A 19,029-nucleotide genomic window follows, 5' to 3' on the forward strand; every position below is an offset into this window, starting at 1 on the left:
TCATGGCACCGGCCGGTATTCTGAACTGTCTGGCAAGCTTGTTGGCCACGTATCCCTGGCCAAGCCCTCGGTGCATGTGTTGTAGCGGCCGCCCTGCCAAGGTGGCGGTAGAGGTTGTCATCCCACGATCTCCGCGCCAGCCGGCGGCGTCTGCTTGCCCTGACCTGCGCCCGTTGCGGTCGGACTGGCGTCGGATAGCTCGTCCATCAAGAATTTCAGCAGCACCGTGCGCACGATGCTCGCAAGTGCCGCGCTTGATAGCTGTCCCGTGTAGTGGCGCAGTGCCATGACCTCCTGCCGGCACGCCTGAATATCCTCCAACGTCAGCGCTTCACCGCGGTCGACCTTGTCGACAAACCGGTGAACCGCTTGCGTGGACGGACAGTCCGCCGCCCTCATGCGGGCAATGTCAAAGGCTTCGGCGAATCCCCGGATGCTGTCCACCAAGTGATATTGCATGTCGCGGCCTGCGGCGTGGTACATCAGTTCGCCTTCCTCGGACAACTCCAGCGCCACACCGGTCTCGATCTGGTCCAGCACACTCTCAAGCGGCCCAAAGGCCGCATCCAGCCTCCATGGCTGTAACCGAACAGCGCCCTGCGGGCCTGCTGCGCGCGACCGATATGCCTTGCGTGGTTTCTTCGTCTTGCCCATCGTTCATCAACCGCTTCAATTCCCCAACGTCATCCTGCCGGTCCTTCCATCCCTTATCCGCCGAAGACTTCTCCATACTCATAAATTGGAATATCTCAGGGGTAGGAAGAGGACAGACCTCCTGGCAATGAGCGGCAAGCGTGGCAGCAATTCAATCCTCGCGGGTCTTGCCAGAAATGTGTGGACACCATGTATTCGACGCGACCGCTACCGCAAAAATTAACTTGATGACCGGCTTTATGCACGACTGTTCTCAGTAGAGCGGACAGGTCCTTGCCGTAAAGCACCCAACTCGCTGGTATCGAGTGTCTGTCAGCCACACTGATACACCACGTATTACGTCACAACGGCATCGGAGGACGCCATAGAACGATTTCGAAAGTCCTCACAATCCTGCTGGATGTCCAGACCATGTCGCGCAAGCTCAAGGACCTTCAGAGCTATGGCTACCTGATCGACGATTCGGCTCTGTGTGCGCTATCGCCCATACCGGTCTTGCCGTATCAACCGATCCGGGGGCTCAACGCTCGATCCGGAGCGGCTGGCGTCGCGAACGTATTGGCGGAAACCCTGCCTTTGGCATTGACGAATTGCTAGTGAATGCTGCGCGCCACATCATGCTGATTCGATCGACTCGCCTTTCGTCATCGCATGAGCGCAATCCTGCAGGGCATCAAGGTACTGGACCTGACCCGTGTCGTGGCCGGGCCGTGGGCTACCCAGAATCTGGCGGACATGGGTGCCACCGTCTACAAGATCGAGAAACCCGGTGATGGCGATGACACGCGTCGAATGGGTCCATTCCTGACCGACGGCGATGGCAACGTGACAAACGATTCCGCGTTCTTCCTCTGCTGCAACCGCGGCAAGCAATCGGTCACCGTCGACATTTCGCAGCCGGAAGGCGCCGAACTGGTACGCCAACTGGCAGCGCAGTGCGATGTCGTCGTGGAGAACTACAAGGCGGGCAGCCTGAAGAAGTACGGACTCGACTACGAGAGCATCCGTGCGCTGCGTCCCGACATCATCTATTGCTCCGTGACCGGCTTTGGTCCGGACGGCCCTTACGCGCCCCGCCCGGCCTACGACTTCATCCTGCAAGGCATGGCGGGGCTGATGAGCACCTGCGGGCAGCCCGACGGCACCCCTGGCGCGGCGCCGATGCGAACCGCGATTCCACTGACGGATATCCTCACCGGGCTGTACGCATCGGTGGCGCTGATGGGGGCGCTCTATCACCGTCAGGCTACCGGTGAGGGGCAATTCATCGATGCCGCGATGATCGATGCCGCAGTGGCTGCAAACGGCCATCTCGCGCTGGGCTATCACATGACGGGGAAGGTGCCGCAGCGCGCCGGCAACTCCAATCCGGTGGCATCGCCGTCGGAGGTGTTTGCCTGCCTTGACGGCCACGTTATCGTCGCCGCCGGTAACAACGGCCAGTTCGCGGCGCTGTGTCGCGTGATCGGGTGTGCGTCGTTGATCGAAGATCCGCGATTCCTGCAGAACATGGACCGCGTGCGAAATCGCCCCGTTCTGCGCGAAGCATTAGGCGAACGTCTGCTGAACTGGCGTCTTGGCGATCTGATCCAGGCCCTGGAAGGCGCAGGCGTGCCATGTGGCCCGATCAACGGCATCGACGACGTTTTCGATGATCCGCAAGTCCGGCACCGCGAACTGCTGGTACGCCTGCCGCACGGCAGTGGTGTCGAGGCGCCGACCCTGCGCAGCCCACTGCGCTTCTCTGCCACGCCGGTCACGATGACCGCGCCACCGCAACTTGGCCAGCACACCGAAGCGGCGCTGCGGCGCGAATTGGGGATGTCGGCAGCGGACGTGGAGGCCTTCCGGGAAAGAGGCGTGATCTGACGCAACGGACCATGGAATGGACGCGGGCTGCGCAAGGCAGCCCGCTTTTCATTGTGGTCGGGATATGCCGGCGCTACCGGCATATCGCATCAGTCCGCATCAGTCGAGTTTTATCCCCGCCTTCTGCACCACGCTGGCCCAGCGCTCCGCTTCTTCCTTGATGAACGTCTGGAACTGATCCGCCTTGCCGCCGACCGGGTCGATGCCATAGTCGATCAGCTTGGCCTGGACGTCCGGCGCGTGCACCACGGCGTCGAGTTCCGCGGACAGTCTGTCAACGATGGCGGTTGGCGTCTTTGCTGGTGCCAGCACACCGATCCAGCTCGAGGGCATGATGTTCGGATAGCCGGCTTCAGCCATGGTGGGCACATCGGGTGCGGCCGGCCAGCGGCGCGGATTGGTGATGGCCAGCGCGCGAACCTTGCCTGCCTTCGCCAGCGGAATCATGGTCTGTACAGAGTCGAAGATCACGGCCACCTGCCCTGAGATAAGGTCTGGCAGCGCAGGCGAGATGCCCTTGTATGGCACGTGCGTCATCGTCATGCCCGTGCCCTGTGAAAACAGCTCGCCAGCCAGATGCGCGCCTGACCCACTGCCGCTCGAGGCAAAAGTCATCTGGTTCGGATGCGCCTTGCCCCACGACACCAGTTCCTTTACCGACTTCGGTGGCAACTGCGCACTCGAAACCATCAGTAGCGGAATACGCCCAATCTCGCTGACACCAGTCAGGTCCCGGATCGGGTCGTAGCTCATCTTCTGGTACAGGCTCGGGTTGATCGCGTGCGCGGCCACCACAACCAGCAGCGAATAGCCGTCCGGCGCGGATTTGGCGACGTTGTCTGAACCGATCATGCCATTGGCGCCCGGGCGGTTCTCCACCACAACCGGTTGTCCGATACGTTCGGCCAGTTTCTGCATGACGAGGCGGGTTACCGCGTCCGACACGCCACCCGGCGGGTATGGCACCACCACGCGTACCGGCCGCGACGGCCAATTCTGCGTGCCGGCACTCTGCGCCATGGCGGGCACCGCGAGCATCCATCCACTGGCGAGTATTACCGCCTGCACGAGCCGCCGCCTTGCGGCACGGCGGGAGTCCTTCTGCGCTGTCATCACCACTGTCTCCTCCTGGTCTTGTCGCTGTTGTCACATAGCGGCACCAGCCGCCTCGTTCATTCCGCGTCGTCCGACTTCCTCTGCCCAGGCAATGGGCACCAAGAGCGGAAAATCGAGCAGCATCTGCGCGAAGCTCTTGCCCAATGGGTCGGATCGCAGGCTCGCCACGCCGCCACCGGCAAGCGCGTCATGCATCAGGAAATTCAGCGCATTCAGCCCGGGTACCTCGAAACATTCCACCTCACCCGTCACAAGATGCGCGAAGTACTGACCGACGGCCTTCGGCGTCAGTTGCTGGCGCAGCAACGCCAGATACTCGGGCTTGCGTGCAATCACGCCGATGTTCTCGTCATCGCCCTTGTCACCACTGCGCGCGCACGCCAGCGCCACCAGCGGGCATGTCACGCGCGGGCCGTCCGGGATTGGGGCGTCGGTTAGCGCCACAGGCGCGGCGGCCTGTGGTGCGACCACTTCGGCCGCGCTGCTCAGGGCCACGCGGCGGTTATCGAGTTCGACCGTCATTGGCACCGCATCCTTCGGCACAAGAAACGAGAAGACCTTGACCACCGGCTGGATATCTACGCGTCCCGAGAACGACGAACGGGTGCCGGCCGCCATCGACGTGCCGGCGGAAGCGCATTCGCGCTGCAGGATGGCCAACGCCTTTGCCCGAGCGTGCCGGGCGCCGATGCGCAATACCACTTCGCGCGTGGGCATCTCCCGTGCATGGGGACCGTAGTGCGATTCGCAACCAAGCAGTTCGACGATGGTCGCGCTGTAGTCGCCGAACCCCTGCTCGGCCATCATGCGGCGCGTGCGTGCAAGCAGCGCTTCGGCGGTACGGTGGGCCTTGGCCGGCGCGTCGATGCCGCGAATCGCCATCATCGGACTGATCTGGTAGCCATCCTGCCAGGTGGCATTGGCCTTGTAGTGCGTGCCCGGCGGACGGCCGCGCGCGCCTTGCACGCGAACATGCCCTTCGTCGATGACCTCGACATGCACCTGACGGAAATCGCAGGTCACGTCTGGCATCAGGTAGTTGGCTGGATCACCGACTTCGTACAGGATCTGTTCGGATACGGCCAGCGGATCGATCAGGCCACCGGTGTCGTCGGGCTTCGACAGCACGAAGCTGCCATCCTCCGCGCAATCGATGACGGGGTAGCCAATGCGGTCCCAGTCGGACACGCGTTCCCAGTCGGTGAACAGCCCCCCCGTGGCCTGCGCTCCGCACTCGATAACGTGCCCCGCAAGCGTGCCAGCCGCCAGCCTGTTCCAGTCGTCCCAGCCCCAATCGAACTCATGCGCCAGGGCGCCCACCACCACCGCGCTATCCACGCAACGGCCGGCGATCACGATATCGGCGCCCATTTCGAGCGCTCTCGCGATGCCCTGCGCGCCGGTGTACACGTTTGCGGACCATGGCTCGGTGGTTGGCACGGCGCTACCGTCCAGTTGTGTCAATCCCGCGTCGCACCAGCCTGGGAATGCGGTACCCACATCGTCCCCAGTGACCACGGCAATCTTCGGCGACAGACCCTGTTGCGCGGCAACCTTCAGCAACGCGTCGCGACAGCCCTGCGGATTCAGCCCACCAGCATTGGCGATGACGCGCACGCCACGCTCGAGGATGGCGGCCAGATGGGGCGCGATCGCGGCGTGAACAAAGTCGGTGGCGTAACCCAGGGACGGATCCTTGGCGCGGGCACGGGCCAGAATCGACATCGTGGTTTCGGCCAGGTAGTCATACACCAGGTACTGAAGTCCGGGCACCGTTAGTAACTGGGGCGTGGCGGTGGCCGAGTCGCCCCAGAAACCGCTGGCGCCACCGATGCGGACCGTGCGGGGCAGGCTCCGGCTGGTTTCCGTACCCCGGCGGCCGGTGGCGGAGGCGCGTTTCATGCCTTGCCCTCCCCTGCGTCCTCAGCCTCCACGCGCACCAGCAGGGTGCCAGCGCTGGCCTGTCCGCCAGCACGTGCCGACAACTCAGAGACGACGCCGGCGAACGGGGCGACGAGCGTGTGTTCCATTTTCATCGCTTCCAGTACAACCAGCGACTGGCCCGCCTCCACACGATCACCTTCCGCGACGTTCACCGCCACGATCCGGGCGGTCAGCGGCGCGGTGAGCGCGCCCGATGACTCGCCTTCCGTACTTCGACGGCGTGGGTCGTGTCGGATGAAGCGCCAGGCCCGACCGTCGGCAAACAGATGTATCGCCTGATCGTCGTCAGCATGGAGAACAGGCCGAGCCATACCGTCGCACTCGATCCATGCGGCCCCATCGGCGGCATGGTCGCGGAGCATCCGCACATGGACTGGCTGCGCGCTCGGCTCTCCGCGCGCGCTGACGGTAACGCGCCAGCCTTCTTCTGTCGCCTGCACTGTCGAGTCCCACGGCCTCCCTTCTGCGTGCAGTCCCACCGACGTTGTCATGCGCGATAGCGCGGCGGGCTCGCTCCGCGACAACTGGCCAGATGCCGCCAGTGCGGCAATGGCTACCACATGACGAGATGGTTCGGCGGGTTGCAGCGACGCCTGCATATGAGCCTCGACGAAGCCTGTGTGCACGTCATTGCCCGCGAACGCCGCGCTGGCAAGGCACGACGCCAGGAACGGCTGGTTCGACGGCACGCCGAGCAGCACGCAGTCCTGCACCGCACGCAACAGCTTCTGGCGCGCTTCCTCGCGCGTGCGCCCATGGGCCACGAGCTTGGCGATCATCGAGTCATAGTGCGTGGGGATGGTGCCCCCGGTGTCCAGCGCATGGTCGACGCGCACGTCGTGGCCCGCATCCGGGGCGCGCCACCGCAACACCGGGCCGCCCTGCGGAAGAAATCCCGCAGGCACGTCCTCGGCCGTCAGGCGCACTTCGATCGCGTGACCGTCGAACGTCACCTGGTCTTGCGTCGCTGGTAGTGTCTCGCCCGCGGCAACGTGCAGTTGCCATGCCACGAGGTCGAACCCGGTAATGGCCTCAGTCACGGCGTGTTCCACCTGCAGCCGGGTGTTCATCTCCATGAAGTAGAAATTGGCGCCGGCATCGAGCAGAAACTCCATCGTGCCGGCGCCCACGTAGCCGATGGCCCGCGCGGCCCGCACGGCCGCCTCGCCCATCCTGGCGCGTAGCGCGGGCGATACCGCCGGCGATGGGGCTTCCTCGATCACCTTCTGGTGGCGGCGCTGCACCGAGCAATCGCGCTCTCCAAGGTGGATCACATTGCCATGCACGTCGGCAAAGACCTGAATCTCGACGTGGCGTGGTTGGATGACCGCGCGTTCCAGGATCAGTTCGTCATTGCCGAACGCCGTCGCGGCTTCCGACCGCGCACTGGCGAGCGCCGCGGGCAACGCAACGGCATCGGGCACCAATCGCATGCCACGCCCGCCGCCGCCTGCCGCAGCCTTGACCATCAGCGGGAAGCCGATGCGCCCGGCTTCTGCCAGCAAAGTCTTGTCGTCCTGCGCCTCGCCTTGATAGCCCGGCACGCACGGCATGTCCGCGGCCAGCATCAGGCGCTTGGCTTCGGCCTTGTTGCCCATGGCACGGATGGCGCTGGCCGGCGGACCGACGAAGACCAGGCCGGCTTCGGTCACGGCGTCGGCGAACTCGGCGTTCTCGGCCAGGAATCCATAGCCCGGATGGACGGCGTCGGCACCAGCGGTTCGCGCGGCAGCGATGATGGCCGCAATATTGAGGTAGGACTCACGCGGTGCGGCAGCACCGATACACACGGCCCGATCCGCGCTGGCCACGTGTGGGCTGTGGCGATCGGCCTCGGAGTAGACGGCAACGGTGCCAAGCCCAAGTCGGCGGGCCGTCCGCATGATGCGGATGGCGATCTCGCCCCGGTTGGCCACGAGCACGGTATGGAAGGGTCGGCAGGAAGCTGACATGAAATGCTCTCTGGAAAGTTTCTTTGCGTTCAGGCGTCTGTCGATTGCGCGGCGCAGACGATGCTGGCATCAAATCGCGTGACCCAGCGCGCATCGCGCTTTTCGCGGAAGGCCGCGATGCCTTCTGCGCCCTCGGTGCGCATGCACTGGGCAAACTGATGTGATGCGTCATCGAGCAGGCTGTCGACCGGCGTCGGGCCGCATCTGGCGACCAATGCCTTGAACTGGCGGTTGGCGTGTGGCCCGCAGCGGCCAATGCGGGTCAGCCACTCGGCGATCAGTTCGTCCAGTCCGGCGGCGTCTTCGGCCAACTGGTCTACGAGCCCGATCGCCTCTGCCGCCACGCCGTCCAGACGCTCGCCGGTCAGGCCTAGCCGGCGCGTCAGCGCGGCGCCGAGTCGATCAACGACGAATGGTGCGATCTGCGCGGGAATGATGCCCAGCGAGGTTTCCGACAAGGCGAACCGCGCCGCGCGCGTTGCGAGCACAACGTCTGCGGCACATGCCAGACCCATGCCGCCGCCCATTGCCGGCCCGTCCACGGCCGCGATCACGGGTATCGGAAGTGCCGCCAGCCGTGTCATGAAATGACCGAACTGGCGGTTGCGCGCGGCAACCGGGTCTTCGTGGCCAACATCGGCGTCAAGCCGCGCCTGGAAATTGCCGACGTTGCCCCCAGCGCTGAAGGTTCCACCCGCACCGCGCAGCACCAGCGCGCGGATGCCGACGTCGGCTTCAGCCTGCGCCACGATGTCCGTCAACACGGCGACCACTTCCGGAGCGAGCGCATTGCGCGTGGCCGGGATGTTGAGCGTGGCGAACAACACGCCCTCCACGCAACGTACGATGACTGGGTTGGTCATGGCTCGTCTCAGCGGTCGTGGCGGGACATCAGCCCCATCTGCTTGGCAATTACCTGCAGCATCACCTCGTCGGCGCCACCACCGATCGATCCAAGCCGGAAATCCCGATACGCGCGATTGGCGTGGTTGTCCCACGTGTAACCCATGCCCCCCTGGAACTGGATGCACCAGTCGGCAATCTCGCGCGACAGGCGCCCCGCTTTCAGCTTGGCCATCGACGCCAGCTCCACCACATCCTCGCCCTGGATATAGGCTCGCGTCGCGACGTGAACCAGCGCGCGCAGCGATTCGAGTTCGGTCTTCAGTTCGGCGAGCTTGAACTGGATGTACTGGTTGTCGAGCAGCGGCTTGCCGAACGCCACGCGCTGGCGGAGGTAGTCGGCGGTCTCCTCGATCAGCGCGCTGCACGCCAGCCGGCGGGCTGCACCGTTCAGGCGCTCCTCCTGAAACTGCTTCATCTGATAGATGAAGCCCATGCCCTCCTCGCCAATACGGTTGCGCACCGGCACGCGTACGTCATCGAAGAAGATCTGGGCGGTGTCCGAGCACCACATGCCCATCTTGCGGATCTTCTGCACTTCCACGCCACGCACGAGTCGGCCGTTTTCCCTCAACGGCACGATAATCAGCGACTTGTTCTTGTGGACCGGCCCGTCCGACGTGTTGCAAAGCAGGCAGATCCAGTCGGCCTGCGTGCCGTTGGTGATCCACATCTTGGAGCCGCTGATCACGTAATCGTCGCCGTCGCGACGTGCGCGTGTCTTCAGCGATGCGACGTCTGAGCCCGCTCCGACTTCCGACACGCCGATGGAGACCACCATCTCGCCGGCGATGGCAGGTGCCAGGAATTCACGCTTGAGCGCGTCAGAGCCGAATGCCGCCAGTGCAGGCGTGGCCATGTCGGTTTGCACGCCGATACCCATCCCAACACCTTGCGCGCGTGCATGGCCCAGGGCTTCGGCGGCGGCGACGGCGTACGAGAAATCCAGGCCCAGCCCGCCGTATTCCACAGGCTTGGTGATACCGAGGAATCCAAGCTCACCCATCTTCCGGAATAGCGCGTGGGCGGGAAACGTTTCCGCTGCTTCCCATTCGTCGACGAACGGGTCGATCTCGGCCGCGACGAAGCGGCGGATACTGTCCATGATGCTGCGGTGGTCCTGGGTATAAAGCATCTGTGTCTCCGGGGTACCTTGTTTGTTCAGATCTGGTGAGGCGCGAAAGCGTCGGAAGCGTCGGAAGCGTCGGAAGCGTCAGAAACGCGCAACGCCGAACTGCATCGCGCGGGGCGTACGGGCGGCGGCTTCTCGCGCGGTGGCCAGCACAAAGGCCAGCACCGCGCGTGTGTCGCGTGGGTCGATCACACCATCGTCCAGCAGCAACCCGCTGGTGACGAACGCGCTGCCCTGGCGTTCGAAGTTGGCGACGATCTCGGCGGTCTGCGTGGCCAGCGCCGCCTCGTCCACTGGCACGCCCTTGCGCGCGGCCTGCTGACGGGCCACGATTTCGAGTGTCATCGCAGCCTGCTCTCCCCCCATGACGGCCGTGCGCGCGTTGGGCCACGAGAAGCAGAAGCGCGGATGGAAGCCACGGCCGCACATGCCGAAGTTGCCGGCGCCGAAGCTCGCGCCGCAGTACAGCGTGACATGTGGGACGGTGGAGTTGGAGAGCGCCTGAATCATCTTCGAGCCGTGCTTGATCATGCCGGCCTCCTCCGATGCCTTGCCGACGATGAAGCCCGTGGTGTTCTGCAGAAACACGATCGGTGTGCCGGACTGGTTGCAGGCCTGAATGAACTGCGCGGCCTTGGTGGCGCCAGCGGGATCGATCGGGCCATTGTTGGCGATAAAGCCAACGGCGTGGCCTTCGATGCGGGCATGACCGCAGACCGTGCCTGGTCCGTAGTCGGGCTTGAACGGCAGCCAGGCGGAGTCATCCACCAGCCTGGCGATAACCTCGCGCATATCGACCGGACGCTTGTGATCCAGGGTCATGACACCTTCGAGCTCGACGGCGGGGAGCTTCGGCGCCCGTGCCGGCCGTGGCGGCGTCTGATCCACGCGGGGCCAGTCGAGGCTGGCGACGATGTCCCGTGCCGTGGCAATGGCGTGCTCGTCGTCCTCGGCCAGATACTCGGCCAGACCGCTGACGGTGGCGTGTAGATCCGCGCCCCCCAGTTCTTCGTCAGTGGCAATCTCGCCTGTTGCGGCTTTGAGCAGCGGCGGGCCGGCCAGGAAGGCGCGGGCGCGCTTGCGGACCATCACGACGTAATCGGACAGGCCCGGCATGTACGCCCCGCCGGCCGTGGACGAGCCGTGGACCACCGTAATGACCGGTAGCCCGGCTGCCGAGAGCCGCGCCAGGTTGTAGAAGATCGTGCCGCCTCGCACGAATTTGTCGACCCTGTACTTGCGCAGGTTCGCGCCGGCCGACTCCACGAGATGGATCAGCGGCAACCGGTTCTCCAGCGCGATGTCCTGGCAGCGCATCAGCTTCAGGTTGCCGGCCTCGGTCATGGCGCCCGCATCGATGCCTGAATCCGTGGCCAGCACCATGCAGCGCACGCCGCAGACAAAGCCGATTCCGGCAACCAGCGAGCCACCGGGAATCGACGTATCGGGATTCGGATCGTCCAGCCCATATCCCGCAAGCGTGGCCAGCGGCAGGAATGGCGCACCGGGATCGAGCAGACAGGCGACCCGCTCGCGCGGCAGCAGCGCCCCGCGTTTCTGAAAGCTCGAGCGAGCACGCGACGACGCGTCGACGGCTCGCTGTTCCAGCGCGCGCAGCCGGTCTGTCAGCGCCTGCATGCCAGCACGCTGCGTGGCAAAGGTATCCGAGGTGGAATCAATCCGGGTATCGATGGGGATCATGGTGGGAGACCGGCTGGCGTCCTGTGGCGTCCGATAGCGCGTGTTGGCTTGACGGGTTGTATGAAGTGAATCCATTGCAATCCACCCTTCGCCGCCGGACAACCACAACGGGCGTCGTTGTGCATAATGTGCACAACTTAGGTATTAACCCTGCAACCTACTCTCGTCCTGCCGGTTTCCTTATGCCCTCGAGCGCCAAAGCGGATGCCCCCCTCCCCCAACCCGGCGTGCAAAGCCTGACACGCGCCTTTGCGCTGCTGCACCTGTTGGGCACACATCACGACCCGGGATTGACCCTGCCCGAGCTTGCCACGCTGGCGAGTATCGATCGCACTACCGCGCATCGCATGATCCGTTTCCTTGAGGCGGCGGGATACGCCGAGCGCGAACCGGCCGGCAAGCGCTATCACCTGGGCAGCGCGGCCATGGCGTTGGGCCTGCGGGCAATGAACCGGCCGCCTCCCGATAGCCGCATCGTCACGCGGATGAAGGCGGTGGCGCGTCTGACTGGCGATGCGGTGTTCCTGATTGGGCGCCTGGGCGACCACGGACATTGCCTGCACACCGAGGAAGGCGCGCATCGCATCAAGACGTTTGACCTGTTGACTGGCACGTCGCGGCTGCTGGGTCAGGGCACGGCGAGCATGGCGCTGATGGCAAGGCTGGATAACGACGAAATCCGGAAGCACTACAACCGGCATCGGGCGGAGTACGAGCAAGGTGGATTGAGCCTGCTGGCACTGTTGCGTGGCGTGGACCGCAGTCGCAAACTCGGTTATGTGCTGGCCGGCGCCGGCGGGGTGGCCGGCGTGGGCTACCTGTTGCCACTGGCGTTGGAAGGCGACCTGGCAGTCAGCGTCGTGTCCGCCGCGTCACGGATGCCCGTGTCGCGGCGTCACGAAATTGGCGCGCTATTGCAGGCGACGTTCGGCGCGGATTGAGCCCCGAAGCCGCCAATGGTGCCGCTTACTGGTTCTTCATCGCCTCGGCCAGTCGCGCGATGATCTCGCCTTCGCTCTTGAATGCCTTCTGCGCGTAGGCCGTGTACTGCTCGGGATTCATGTAGTTGCTGACCATACCGTACTGGCGGGTCACGTTCAGGAACTTCGGGTCCTTGAGCGCATTGCGGAAGGCATCGTCAAGCCGCTTCACGACCGCGGGCTTCATGTTTGCCGGGCCGACGATGCCGAACGGCGAGTTCGACCACACCGGATAGCCGATCTCCTTCAGCGTTGGCGCATTGGGGAAGTCCGCGGCGCGTTTTTCCGACAGCGTCGCCAGCACGCGCATCTGCCCACCCTGCACGTAGGGCAGCAGCGTGTTCGACAGCACCGCCACATCGGACGAACCGCTCAGCAGCGCGGTGATCGCCTCGGCGTCGCCCTTGTACGGGACGTGGGTCCAGTTCGATTGCGACACCCGCGCCAGTTCGGAAATGGTCAGGTGCTGGCTGCCGTAGATGCCGGTGGTGCCATAGCTGATGCCCTTCTTGTTGGCCTTGGCATCGGCGATCAACTCCTGCATGGTCTGCCACTTCGCGTCCTTCTTCACGGCTACCGCGAAGTTGTAGTCCGCGATCATGGAGATGTACGTCAGGTCCTTGAGCGGGTCATAGCGCATCTTCTGCACATGCGGCAGGCGGAAGATCACCACGGGCGCCATGCTGAGCGTGTAGCCGTCCGGTTCGGTGGTGGCCATCTGCGTGGCACCGAGCGTGCCACTGACACCGGGCTTGTTTTCCACCACGATCGACTGACCCAGTTCACGGCCGGCCGCGTCGGCAAGCGCGCGTGCCACCTGATCGGTGACGCCGCCCGCGCCGTAAGGCACGATGAGCCGGATCGGACGGGTTGGGAACTCGTCGGCGGCCAGCGCCGGCGTGCCAAGGGAAGCCGTCAGCGCCAGGCCGGTGGTGGCCAGCGCGACACGGAAGAAGCGACGTCGTTGCATGAAGGTGTCTCCTGAGTTGTCTGCCGGATCTGTCATGTCCGGTCTGCGAGGTTGTCCGCACAGTATGACAATGCCGTCATGGAGCGGACCATCAGGAATTGGAGAATACCGGTCGCATATCCACCGATTTCATCGTCTACATGCACGGGTTGCATGTCGCCAAATAAAAAAACGCCCCGCAGTGCGGGGCGCTCCCTAACTCCATGCCCTACCCTCAGGCTGCTTTGTTTCCCCGTAGCAGCTTCTTGTCAATCTTGCCAACGCTGGTCTTCGGAATCTCGGCCACGAAGGCGATCCGATCGGCTTCAGGTACCGCGAACTTGCTCAGACGCTGGGCCGAGACATGGTTCATCAACTCCGCGCGGATGTCCTCGGCGCCCACGTCCGAATCCGGTTGCCGCACCACGAAGGCCATCGGCCGCTCGCCCCAACGCGCGTCAGGCACGCCAATCACGGCGCACTCCCGCACGCCCGGCACGCGCGTGACCAGATTCTCGATCTCGATCGAGGAGACCCACTCGCCACCGGTCTTGATCACGTCCTTGAGGCGGTCCACGATCTGCACGAAGCCGTTCTCGTGCACGACCGCGACGTCCTGCGTGTGCAGGTATCCATCGGCCCAGAGTTCTTCCGACGCACTCGGCTTGCGGAAGTAACTGCGGGTCAGGTATGGCGCGCGCAGCACGATCTCGCCCTGGCTTTGGCCATCGCGTGGCAGTTCCCGCATGTCCGTCCCCACGATGCGGAAGTCTGCCAGCGGCACCGGCCGGCCCGTCGAGCAGCGCAGGCGGACTTCCTCCTCGCGGCTGGCCGGCTGGTATCCCGGCGGCAACTGCGCCAGCGCGACGATCGGGCCGGTTTCGGACATGCCGTAGCCGGCGAAGATGTCGATACCCCGCTCCAGCGCGGCCTCGCACAAGGACGGTGGCAGCGCCGAACCGCCGATGATGATCTTCCAGCCGCTCAGGTCCTGCCCGCCTGCCTCTGCGGCGTGCAGCAGCATCTGCAGGATCGTCGGCACGCAGTGCGAGAACGACACCTTCTCCTCGGCACGCAGCTTCAGCAGCATTTCGGGCGCGTAGCGGCCCGGCAGCACCGTGCGCAGGCCCAGCGTGATCGCAACATACGGGATGCCCCACGCCATCACATGGAACATCGGCGTGATCGGCATGTACACATCCTCGCGATGCATGCGCTGGCCTTCGCGCGGCGAGCACAGGCTGGCCGTCGCGGTCAGCGTATGCAGCACGATGTCGCGATGGCTGTAGCACACACCCTTGGGGTCGCCGGTGGTGCCTGTCGTATAGAACGTGGCGGCCTTCGTGCGCTCGTCGAACTCCGGAAACTCGAAGTCCGGCGAGGCGGCGCCGACCAGTGCTTCGTACTCGCCGGCGAACGGGATAGCCGTGTCGGGCACGGTCTGTCCGTCCGCCATCAGCACGAAGCGTGGCTTGCACGTGAGCTTGTCCCGGATCTGGTCGATCACGGGCACGAAGTCCGGATGCACCAGCACGACGTCTGCGCCCGCGTCATTCAGCGTGTACAGGATCTGCTGCGGCGACAGGCGAACGTTGACCGTGAAGAGCGTGGCGCCCATCATCGGCACGCCGAAATAGCACTCCAGGTAGCGGTGGCTGTCCCAGTCCATCACGGCCACTGTGGAGCCGTGATGTACACCGAGGGCCGAAAGCGAATTGGCCAGCTTTCCCACGCGCTCGCGGAATTCGCGATAGGTGTAGCGCAGTTCTCCGCGGTAGCTGATCTCCTGGTCGCCATACAGACTCATGGCGTTGATCAGGAGCTGCTTGACCAGCAGAGGGTATGCGTAGGCCGAACGCGCGGAAACGATCAGGTTCTCCATATTGACTCCGGTACTGCTCAGAACGGCACGCTGCCGATAATGCCCGCGCGCTCCATCTTGCGATAGCAAGGCGGATAGTCCATCACGGCGTAATGCTGTGTGGCGGTGTTGTCCCAGATCGCCACGCTATTGGGCTGCCAGCGCCAGCGCACCTGGTACTCAGGGATATAGGCCTGCGAGATCAGGTAGCGCAGCAGGTCCGCCGCGCCCGGGTTGCCATCCTGACCGAAGCGCACGCGCGCTGGAGTGTGGTAGTTCGTGAAGTGCGTGGTGAAGCCGTTCACATAGAGGATCTTCTCGCCGGTGTCCGGATGGGTGCGGACCACGGGGTGCTCGGCATCGGGATAGCGCTCCTTGAGCGCCAGCCGCTTCTCGATCGGCATCACGGCACCGAAGCTGGCTTCGATGCTGTGGCGCGCGCGCAGGTCGGCGATCTGGGACTTGATATGGTCGGGCAGGTTCTCGTACGCGAGGGCCATGTTCGCCCACATCGTGTCGCCGCCCACGGGCGGGCATTCCACGCAACGCAGCACGGCGCCGAACTGCGGGGCCTCGCGCCAGGTGGTGTCGGAGTGCCACGCGTTCTCGTAGCGGTCGTTCGGCTGGTCCGGCGACTTGTAGATGCGGACCAGGCCCGGATGCTCCGGATCGCTGCCCGCCACTGGGTGATCCTCGAGTTCGCCGAAGCGGCGCGCGAACGCAACGTGCTCGGCGCGGCTGAAGGTCTGGTCGCGCAGGAACACCACGCGGTGTTTCAGAAGCAGCGCGCGAATTTCGGCGAACAGATCGTCGCTCTTGATCGCGTCAGCCAGGTTGACGCCAACCAGTTCGGCACCGATGGCACAGGTCAGTGGTTTGACTTGCATGGCAGGCTCCTCAGACGACGAAAATCGACGAACCGGTGGTCTTGCGCGATTCCAGGTCGCGGTGAGCCTGCACGGCGTCTTCCAGTGCGTAGCGCTGGTTGATCTCGATACGGATGCGGCCGGCACCCACGTGGTCGAACAGTTCCCCAGCCAGTTCCGCCTTCTCGCCCGGATCGGCGATATAGTCGGCCAAGGCCGGACGCGTCACATAGACCGAGCCCTTCATGGCCAGCAGTACGGGATCGAACGGCGGGATCGGGCCCGATGCGGTGCCCACGCAGACCAGCAGCCCACGGCGCTTCAGCGAATCGAGCGAGGCCATGAACGTGCTCTTGCCGACGCTGTCGAACACCACCGTGGCGCCCACGCCATCGGTCAGTTCACGCACGCGCTTGGCCACATCCTCGTGGCTGTAGTTGATGATGTGATCGCAACCATGCGCGCGTGCCACCTCGGCCTTGGCCTCGGAAGACACGGTGCCAATCACGTTCAGGCCCTGCAGCTTGGCCCACTGGGACACGATCAGGCCGACGCCGCCTGCCGCGGCGTGCAGCAGAATCGTATCGCCGCGCTTGAACGCGTAGATGCGGCGCATCAGGTAGGCGGAGGTCAGGCCGCGCATCGTCATTGCCGCGGCGGTTTCGAAGCCGATGTTCTCCGGCAGGCGGATCAGCGGCGCGGCCGGCACCAGACGCTCGGTGCTGTAGGCGCCCAGCGTGTTCAGGAAGCCGGTGTATGTCACGCGATCGCCGACGGCGACGTTGGTCACGTCCGGACCGATGGCCTGCACCACGCCGGAGGCTTCCACGCCCATGCCCGCGGGAAGCGGTACCGGATAGGTGCCGTTGCGGAAGTACGTATCGGCGTAGTTCAGGCCAACCGCCACGTGGCGAATGCGCACCTGCCCCGGGCCCGGATCACCCACTTCCATGTCTTCGCAACGAAGGACCTCGGGTCCGCCGGTCTCATACATGCGCACGACTTTTGCCATCGCATCGTCTCCTGTTGTGTGTTGCCGCACGACGTGTGCCGCCATGTCAGCCAATCTAGATGCGCCGACTGCTTGCCGCTTTGCAATCGCTGCATCCAGCTTTGCATTTCATGCCAACACGGCCTATCATCCACGCCGAGTACGACGCGGCATGGTCCAGGGCACTCCGGGCACGTGACGCGCGAAGAACAAGATGGGAGACAAGCTTGAGAACACTGGTGCGCGCTGCGGCACTGACCAATTTCTTCGAGGTGGCGGCGGCGGAAGGCCTGAACCCACAGCCCTTGCTCCGCCAGGCCGGACTGACACGCGCGCTGCTGACCGATCCCGAGCAGCGCGTTCCGGTGGACGCGTGCGCGGTATTGCTGGAGGCCGCGGCGGACGCATCGTCCTGCCTCACCTTCGGGCTGCGCATGGCGGAGTCCCGGCAGTTGTCGGATTTCGGCCTGATGAGCCTGCTGATCAGCCAGCAGCCCACGCTGCGTGACGCGCTCGACACCATCATTCGTTACCGTCATCTGGTCAACGAGTCCGTGGCAATCATGGTGGAGTCGGCCGGCAAGGTGGTCATGATCCGGCAGGAGGTAGTGCTCGGCGCGCCTTCCCGACAAGCCACCGAACTGGCCCTGGGCGTGGTGTTTCGCTTGTGCCGCGCCCTGCTCGGCGCGCATTGGCATCCACTCAGCGTCAACTTTACCCATGCCGCGCCGCCCGACCTGCAGGTGCACCGCCGGTTGTTCGGATGCCCACTGGAGTTCGGCAGCGAGTTCAGCGGCATTGTCTGCCTGGCGGCAGACCTCGACGCGCCGAATCCGACAGGCGACCCGGCCATGGCTCGCCACGCGCAGCGACTGGTGGATACCCTGCCCCGTGTGAACGAGGCGTCGATCGGGCGCGAAGTGCGCAATGCGGTGTACCTGATGCTGCCAATGGGCCGCGCCAGTTGCGAGGCCGTGGCCCAGGGGCTGGGCCTGAGCTTGCGGACCATGCAGCGGCAACTCGACGAAGCCGGCGAATCGTTCACCGACATCCTGAGCGAGGTACGCCGCGATCTGGCGCAGCGGTACGTCAGCAACCCGGACTACTCCCTGTTACGCGTTTCGGAATTGCTCGGCTATGGTTCAGCCAGTTCCTTCACACGCTGGTTTTCCACCCAGTTCGGTGAAGCCCCCTTGGCTTGGCGCCGGCGCCACAGTGTCAACCGGTGACTTGCACAGCACCATCGAATTCGCCTAGTCTGAGCGTGCGTCGCCACATCGGAGCTCCCATGGAAATGCCTACTGCAGTGCTGCTGACCGTTGCCCTCACCCTTGGCGTGCCTGCCGTTGCGCTGGCTCAGTCCACATCGCCCGCCCAGGGCAATGCCGCAGCGGCCATCTCCGATGCCGTACAGGAGGGGGCGAACCCCTATCGTCCGCCTTCGGCGAGCAGCGTCAGCCCCGAGGAAGCCCGCCGGGCGAAATGCGAGGAACTCAAGAACCAGTTCGCCGCTGGCGCGCATGGGCCCAACAGCTACACCTCTCCGGGCATGGCCACGCAGAATGCGCAGGGTCGCGCAGTGCCAAAGATCGAGCGGGACAAGTCGCGAGATGCGCTGGAAGAGACCTATCGCGCGAACTGCACGTAAGGGCTCAGGGCTTCGCCTGATCCATCAGCCTGGCCATGTTGCTCTTGATGACATCAAGCACGGCAGCCGTCATCAGTGACGTCGACATGCCGAACATCAGAATGCCGTTGGCTGCCTCGATTGGCCCCAGCATGCGCCAGCGCTCGGACATGACGATATCGCCATAGCCGAGCGTGGCGAAGTTGACGCTGGAGTGATACAGCGCTGGCACGAAGCTCTGAAACTCGCCCAGCATCAGGAACAGCACGGCCCAGATCGCGATCTGCACGATGTTGCAGGCCAGCGTCAGCAGCATCACCGCCATCAGCAGTGCGATCTCCATCCATAGCGCCTCGCGCCCTTCCCAGCGTTTGCGATAGCGCGCATAGCGACGCAGGCAGATCGCCACCACCACGCCTTGCAGGATCAGGCACAACAGCATCACGGGTGCGGCGACCAGCAGGTGTATGCGCATGGGGCCTCC

At 64.5% G+C, this 19,029-nt stretch carries 17 protein-coding genes; 5 read left to right on the plus strand and 12 right to left on the minus strand.

Annotation, left to right across the window (positions count from 1 at the left end; translation table 11 throughout):
- Positions 1-117: 117 nt before the first annotated feature.
- Complete coding sequence (locus tag B2246_RS20295) at positions 118-654, minus strand: hypothetical protein (protein ID WP_008644723.1); 537 nt, start codon at positions 652-654, stop codon at positions 118-120.
- Between the two features lie 411 nt (positions 655-1,065).
- Here B2246_RS20295 and B2246_RS20300 point away from each other — a divergent pair, with 411 nt between their 5' ends.
- Both B2246_RS20300 and B2246_RS20305 read left to right on the plus strand, forming a co-directional pair.
- Positions 1,066-1,251, plus strand: coding sequence for a hypothetical protein (locus B2246_RS20300; RefSeq protein WP_152414962.1), 186 nt, complete (start codon positions 1,066-1,068; stop codon positions 1,249-1,251).
- A 54-nt stretch (positions 1,252-1,305) separates the two neighbouring features.
- Positions 1,306-2,523: a CaiB/BaiF CoA transferase family protein gene (locus B2246_RS20305; RefSeq protein WP_008644717.1), complete on the plus strand. Its 1,218-nt coding sequence runs from the start codon at positions 1,306-1,308 to the stop codon at positions 2,521-2,523.
- Between the two features lie 99 nt (positions 2,524-2,622).
- Here the strand turns inward: B2246_RS20305 and B2246_RS20310 are convergent, their stop codons facing one another.
- The 6 genes from B2246_RS20310 to B2246_RS20335 all read right to left on the minus strand — a co-directional run bounded on the left by B2246_RS20310 (position 2,623) and on the right by B2246_RS20335 (position 11,271).
- Positions 2,623-3,636, minus strand: a complete 1,014-nt coding sequence (locus tag B2246_RS20310) for a tripartite tricarboxylate transporter substrate binding protein (RefSeq protein ID WP_286880634.1) — start codon at positions 3,634-3,636, stop codon at positions 2,623-2,625.
- 33 nt (positions 3,637-3,669) lie between these two features.
- Positions 3,670-5,541: an acyclic terpene utilization AtuA family protein gene (locus tag B2246_RS20315; RefSeq protein WP_286880636.1), complete on the minus strand. Its 1,872-nt coding sequence runs from the start codon at positions 5,539-5,541 to the stop codon at positions 3,670-3,672.
- Positions 5,538-7,535 (minus strand): acetyl/propionyl/methylcrotonyl-CoA carboxylase subunit alpha, encoded by a 1,998-nt coding sequence (locus B2246_RS20320; RefSeq protein WP_286962679.1) that lies wholly within the window; start codon positions 7,533-7,535, stop codon positions 5,538-5,540. The genes B2246_RS20315 and B2246_RS20320 overlap by 4 nt, the downstream gene beginning before the upstream one ends.
- A 29-nt stretch (positions 7,536-7,564) precedes the next feature.
- Positions 7,565-8,398: an enoyl-CoA hydratase/isomerase family protein gene (locus B2246_RS20325; protein ID WP_008644712.1), complete on the minus strand. Its 834-nt coding sequence runs from the start codon at positions 8,396-8,398 to the stop codon at positions 7,565-7,567.
- An 8-nt stretch (positions 8,399-8,406) separates the two neighbouring features.
- Positions 8,407-9,573 carry an acyl-CoA dehydrogenase family protein gene (locus B2246_RS20330; RefSeq protein ID WP_008644711.1) on the minus strand — a complete coding sequence of 389 codons (1,167 nt, stop codon included), beginning with the start codon at positions 9,571-9,573 and terminating at the stop codon, positions 8,407-8,409.
- 78 nt (positions 9,574-9,651) lie between these two features.
- A complete protein-coding gene (locus B2246_RS20335) occupies positions 9,652-11,271 on the minus strand; it encodes an acyl-CoA carboxylase subunit beta (RefSeq protein ID WP_008644710.1) in 1,620 nt (539 codons plus the stop codon).
- A 227-nt stretch (positions 11,272-11,498) separates the two neighbouring features.
- On the opposite strand from B2246_RS20335, the gene B2246_RS20340 reads away from it, so the two are divergent.
- Positions 11,499-12,212, plus strand: a complete 714-nt coding sequence (locus B2246_RS20340; protein WP_008644709.1) for an IclR family transcriptional regulator — start codon at positions 11,499-11,501, stop codon at positions 12,210-12,212.
- 25 nt (positions 12,213-12,237) lie between these two features.
- Here the strand turns inward: B2246_RS20340 and B2246_RS20345 are convergent, their stop codons facing one another.
- The 4 genes from B2246_RS20345 to B2246_RS20360 all read right to left on the minus strand — a co-directional run bounded on the left by B2246_RS20345 (position 12,238) and on the right by B2246_RS20360 (position 16,939).
- The gene (locus B2246_RS20345) at positions 12,238-13,221 is read right to left on the minus strand and encodes a tripartite tricarboxylate transporter substrate binding protein (RefSeq protein ID WP_035882200.1); all 984 of its coding nucleotides are present in this window, start codon (positions 13,219-13,221) and stop codon (positions 12,238-12,240) included.
- 214 nt (positions 13,222-13,435) lie between these two features.
- On the minus strand, positions 13,436-15,082 hold the full coding sequence (locus tag B2246_RS20350; RefSeq protein ID WP_286880647.1) for a fatty acid--CoA ligase: 1,647 nt from the start codon (positions 15,080-15,082) through the stop codon (positions 13,436-13,438).
- Positions 15,083-15,099: 17 nt separating this feature from the next.
- On the minus strand, positions 15,100-15,948 hold the full coding sequence (locus B2246_RS20355; protein WP_008644704.1) for a TauD/TfdA dioxygenase family protein: 849 nt from the start codon (positions 15,946-15,948) through the stop codon (positions 15,100-15,102).
- 10 nt (positions 15,949-15,958) lie between these two features.
- Positions 15,959-16,939, minus strand: coding sequence for a quinone oxidoreductase family protein (locus tag B2246_RS20360; protein WP_008644702.1), 981 nt, complete (start codon positions 16,937-16,939; stop codon positions 15,959-15,961).
- Between the two features lie 206 nt (positions 16,940-17,145).
- Between B2246_RS20360 and B2246_RS20365 the strand changes: the two genes are divergently transcribed.
- Together B2246_RS20365 and B2246_RS20370 are read left to right on the plus strand one after the other, a co-directional pair.
- Complete coding sequence (locus tag B2246_RS20365) at positions 17,146-18,147, plus strand: AraC family transcriptional regulator (RefSeq protein WP_035882197.1); 1,002 nt, start codon at positions 17,146-17,148, stop codon at positions 18,145-18,147.
- A gap of 59 nt (positions 18,148-18,206) precedes the next feature.
- Positions 18,207-18,566: a hypothetical protein gene (locus B2246_RS20370; RefSeq protein WP_008644697.1), complete on the plus strand. Its 360-nt coding sequence runs from the start codon at positions 18,207-18,209 to the stop codon at positions 18,564-18,566.
- Between the two features lie 4 nt (positions 18,567-18,570).
- Here the strand turns inward: B2246_RS20370 and B2246_RS20375 are convergent, their stop codons facing one another.
- Positions 18,571-19,020 (minus strand): potassium channel family protein, encoded by a 450-nt coding sequence (locus tag B2246_RS20375; RefSeq protein ID WP_008644696.1) that lies wholly within the window; start codon positions 19,018-19,020, stop codon positions 18,571-18,573.
- Between the last annotated feature and the right edge of the window lie 9 nt (positions 19,021-19,029).

Origin of the sequence: Cupriavidus sp. UBA2010 (genome assembly GCF_002335265.1) — a bacterium.
GTDB lineage: Bacteria > Pseudomonadota > Gammaproteobacteria > Burkholderiales > Burkholderiaceae > Cupriavidus > Cupriavidus metallidurans.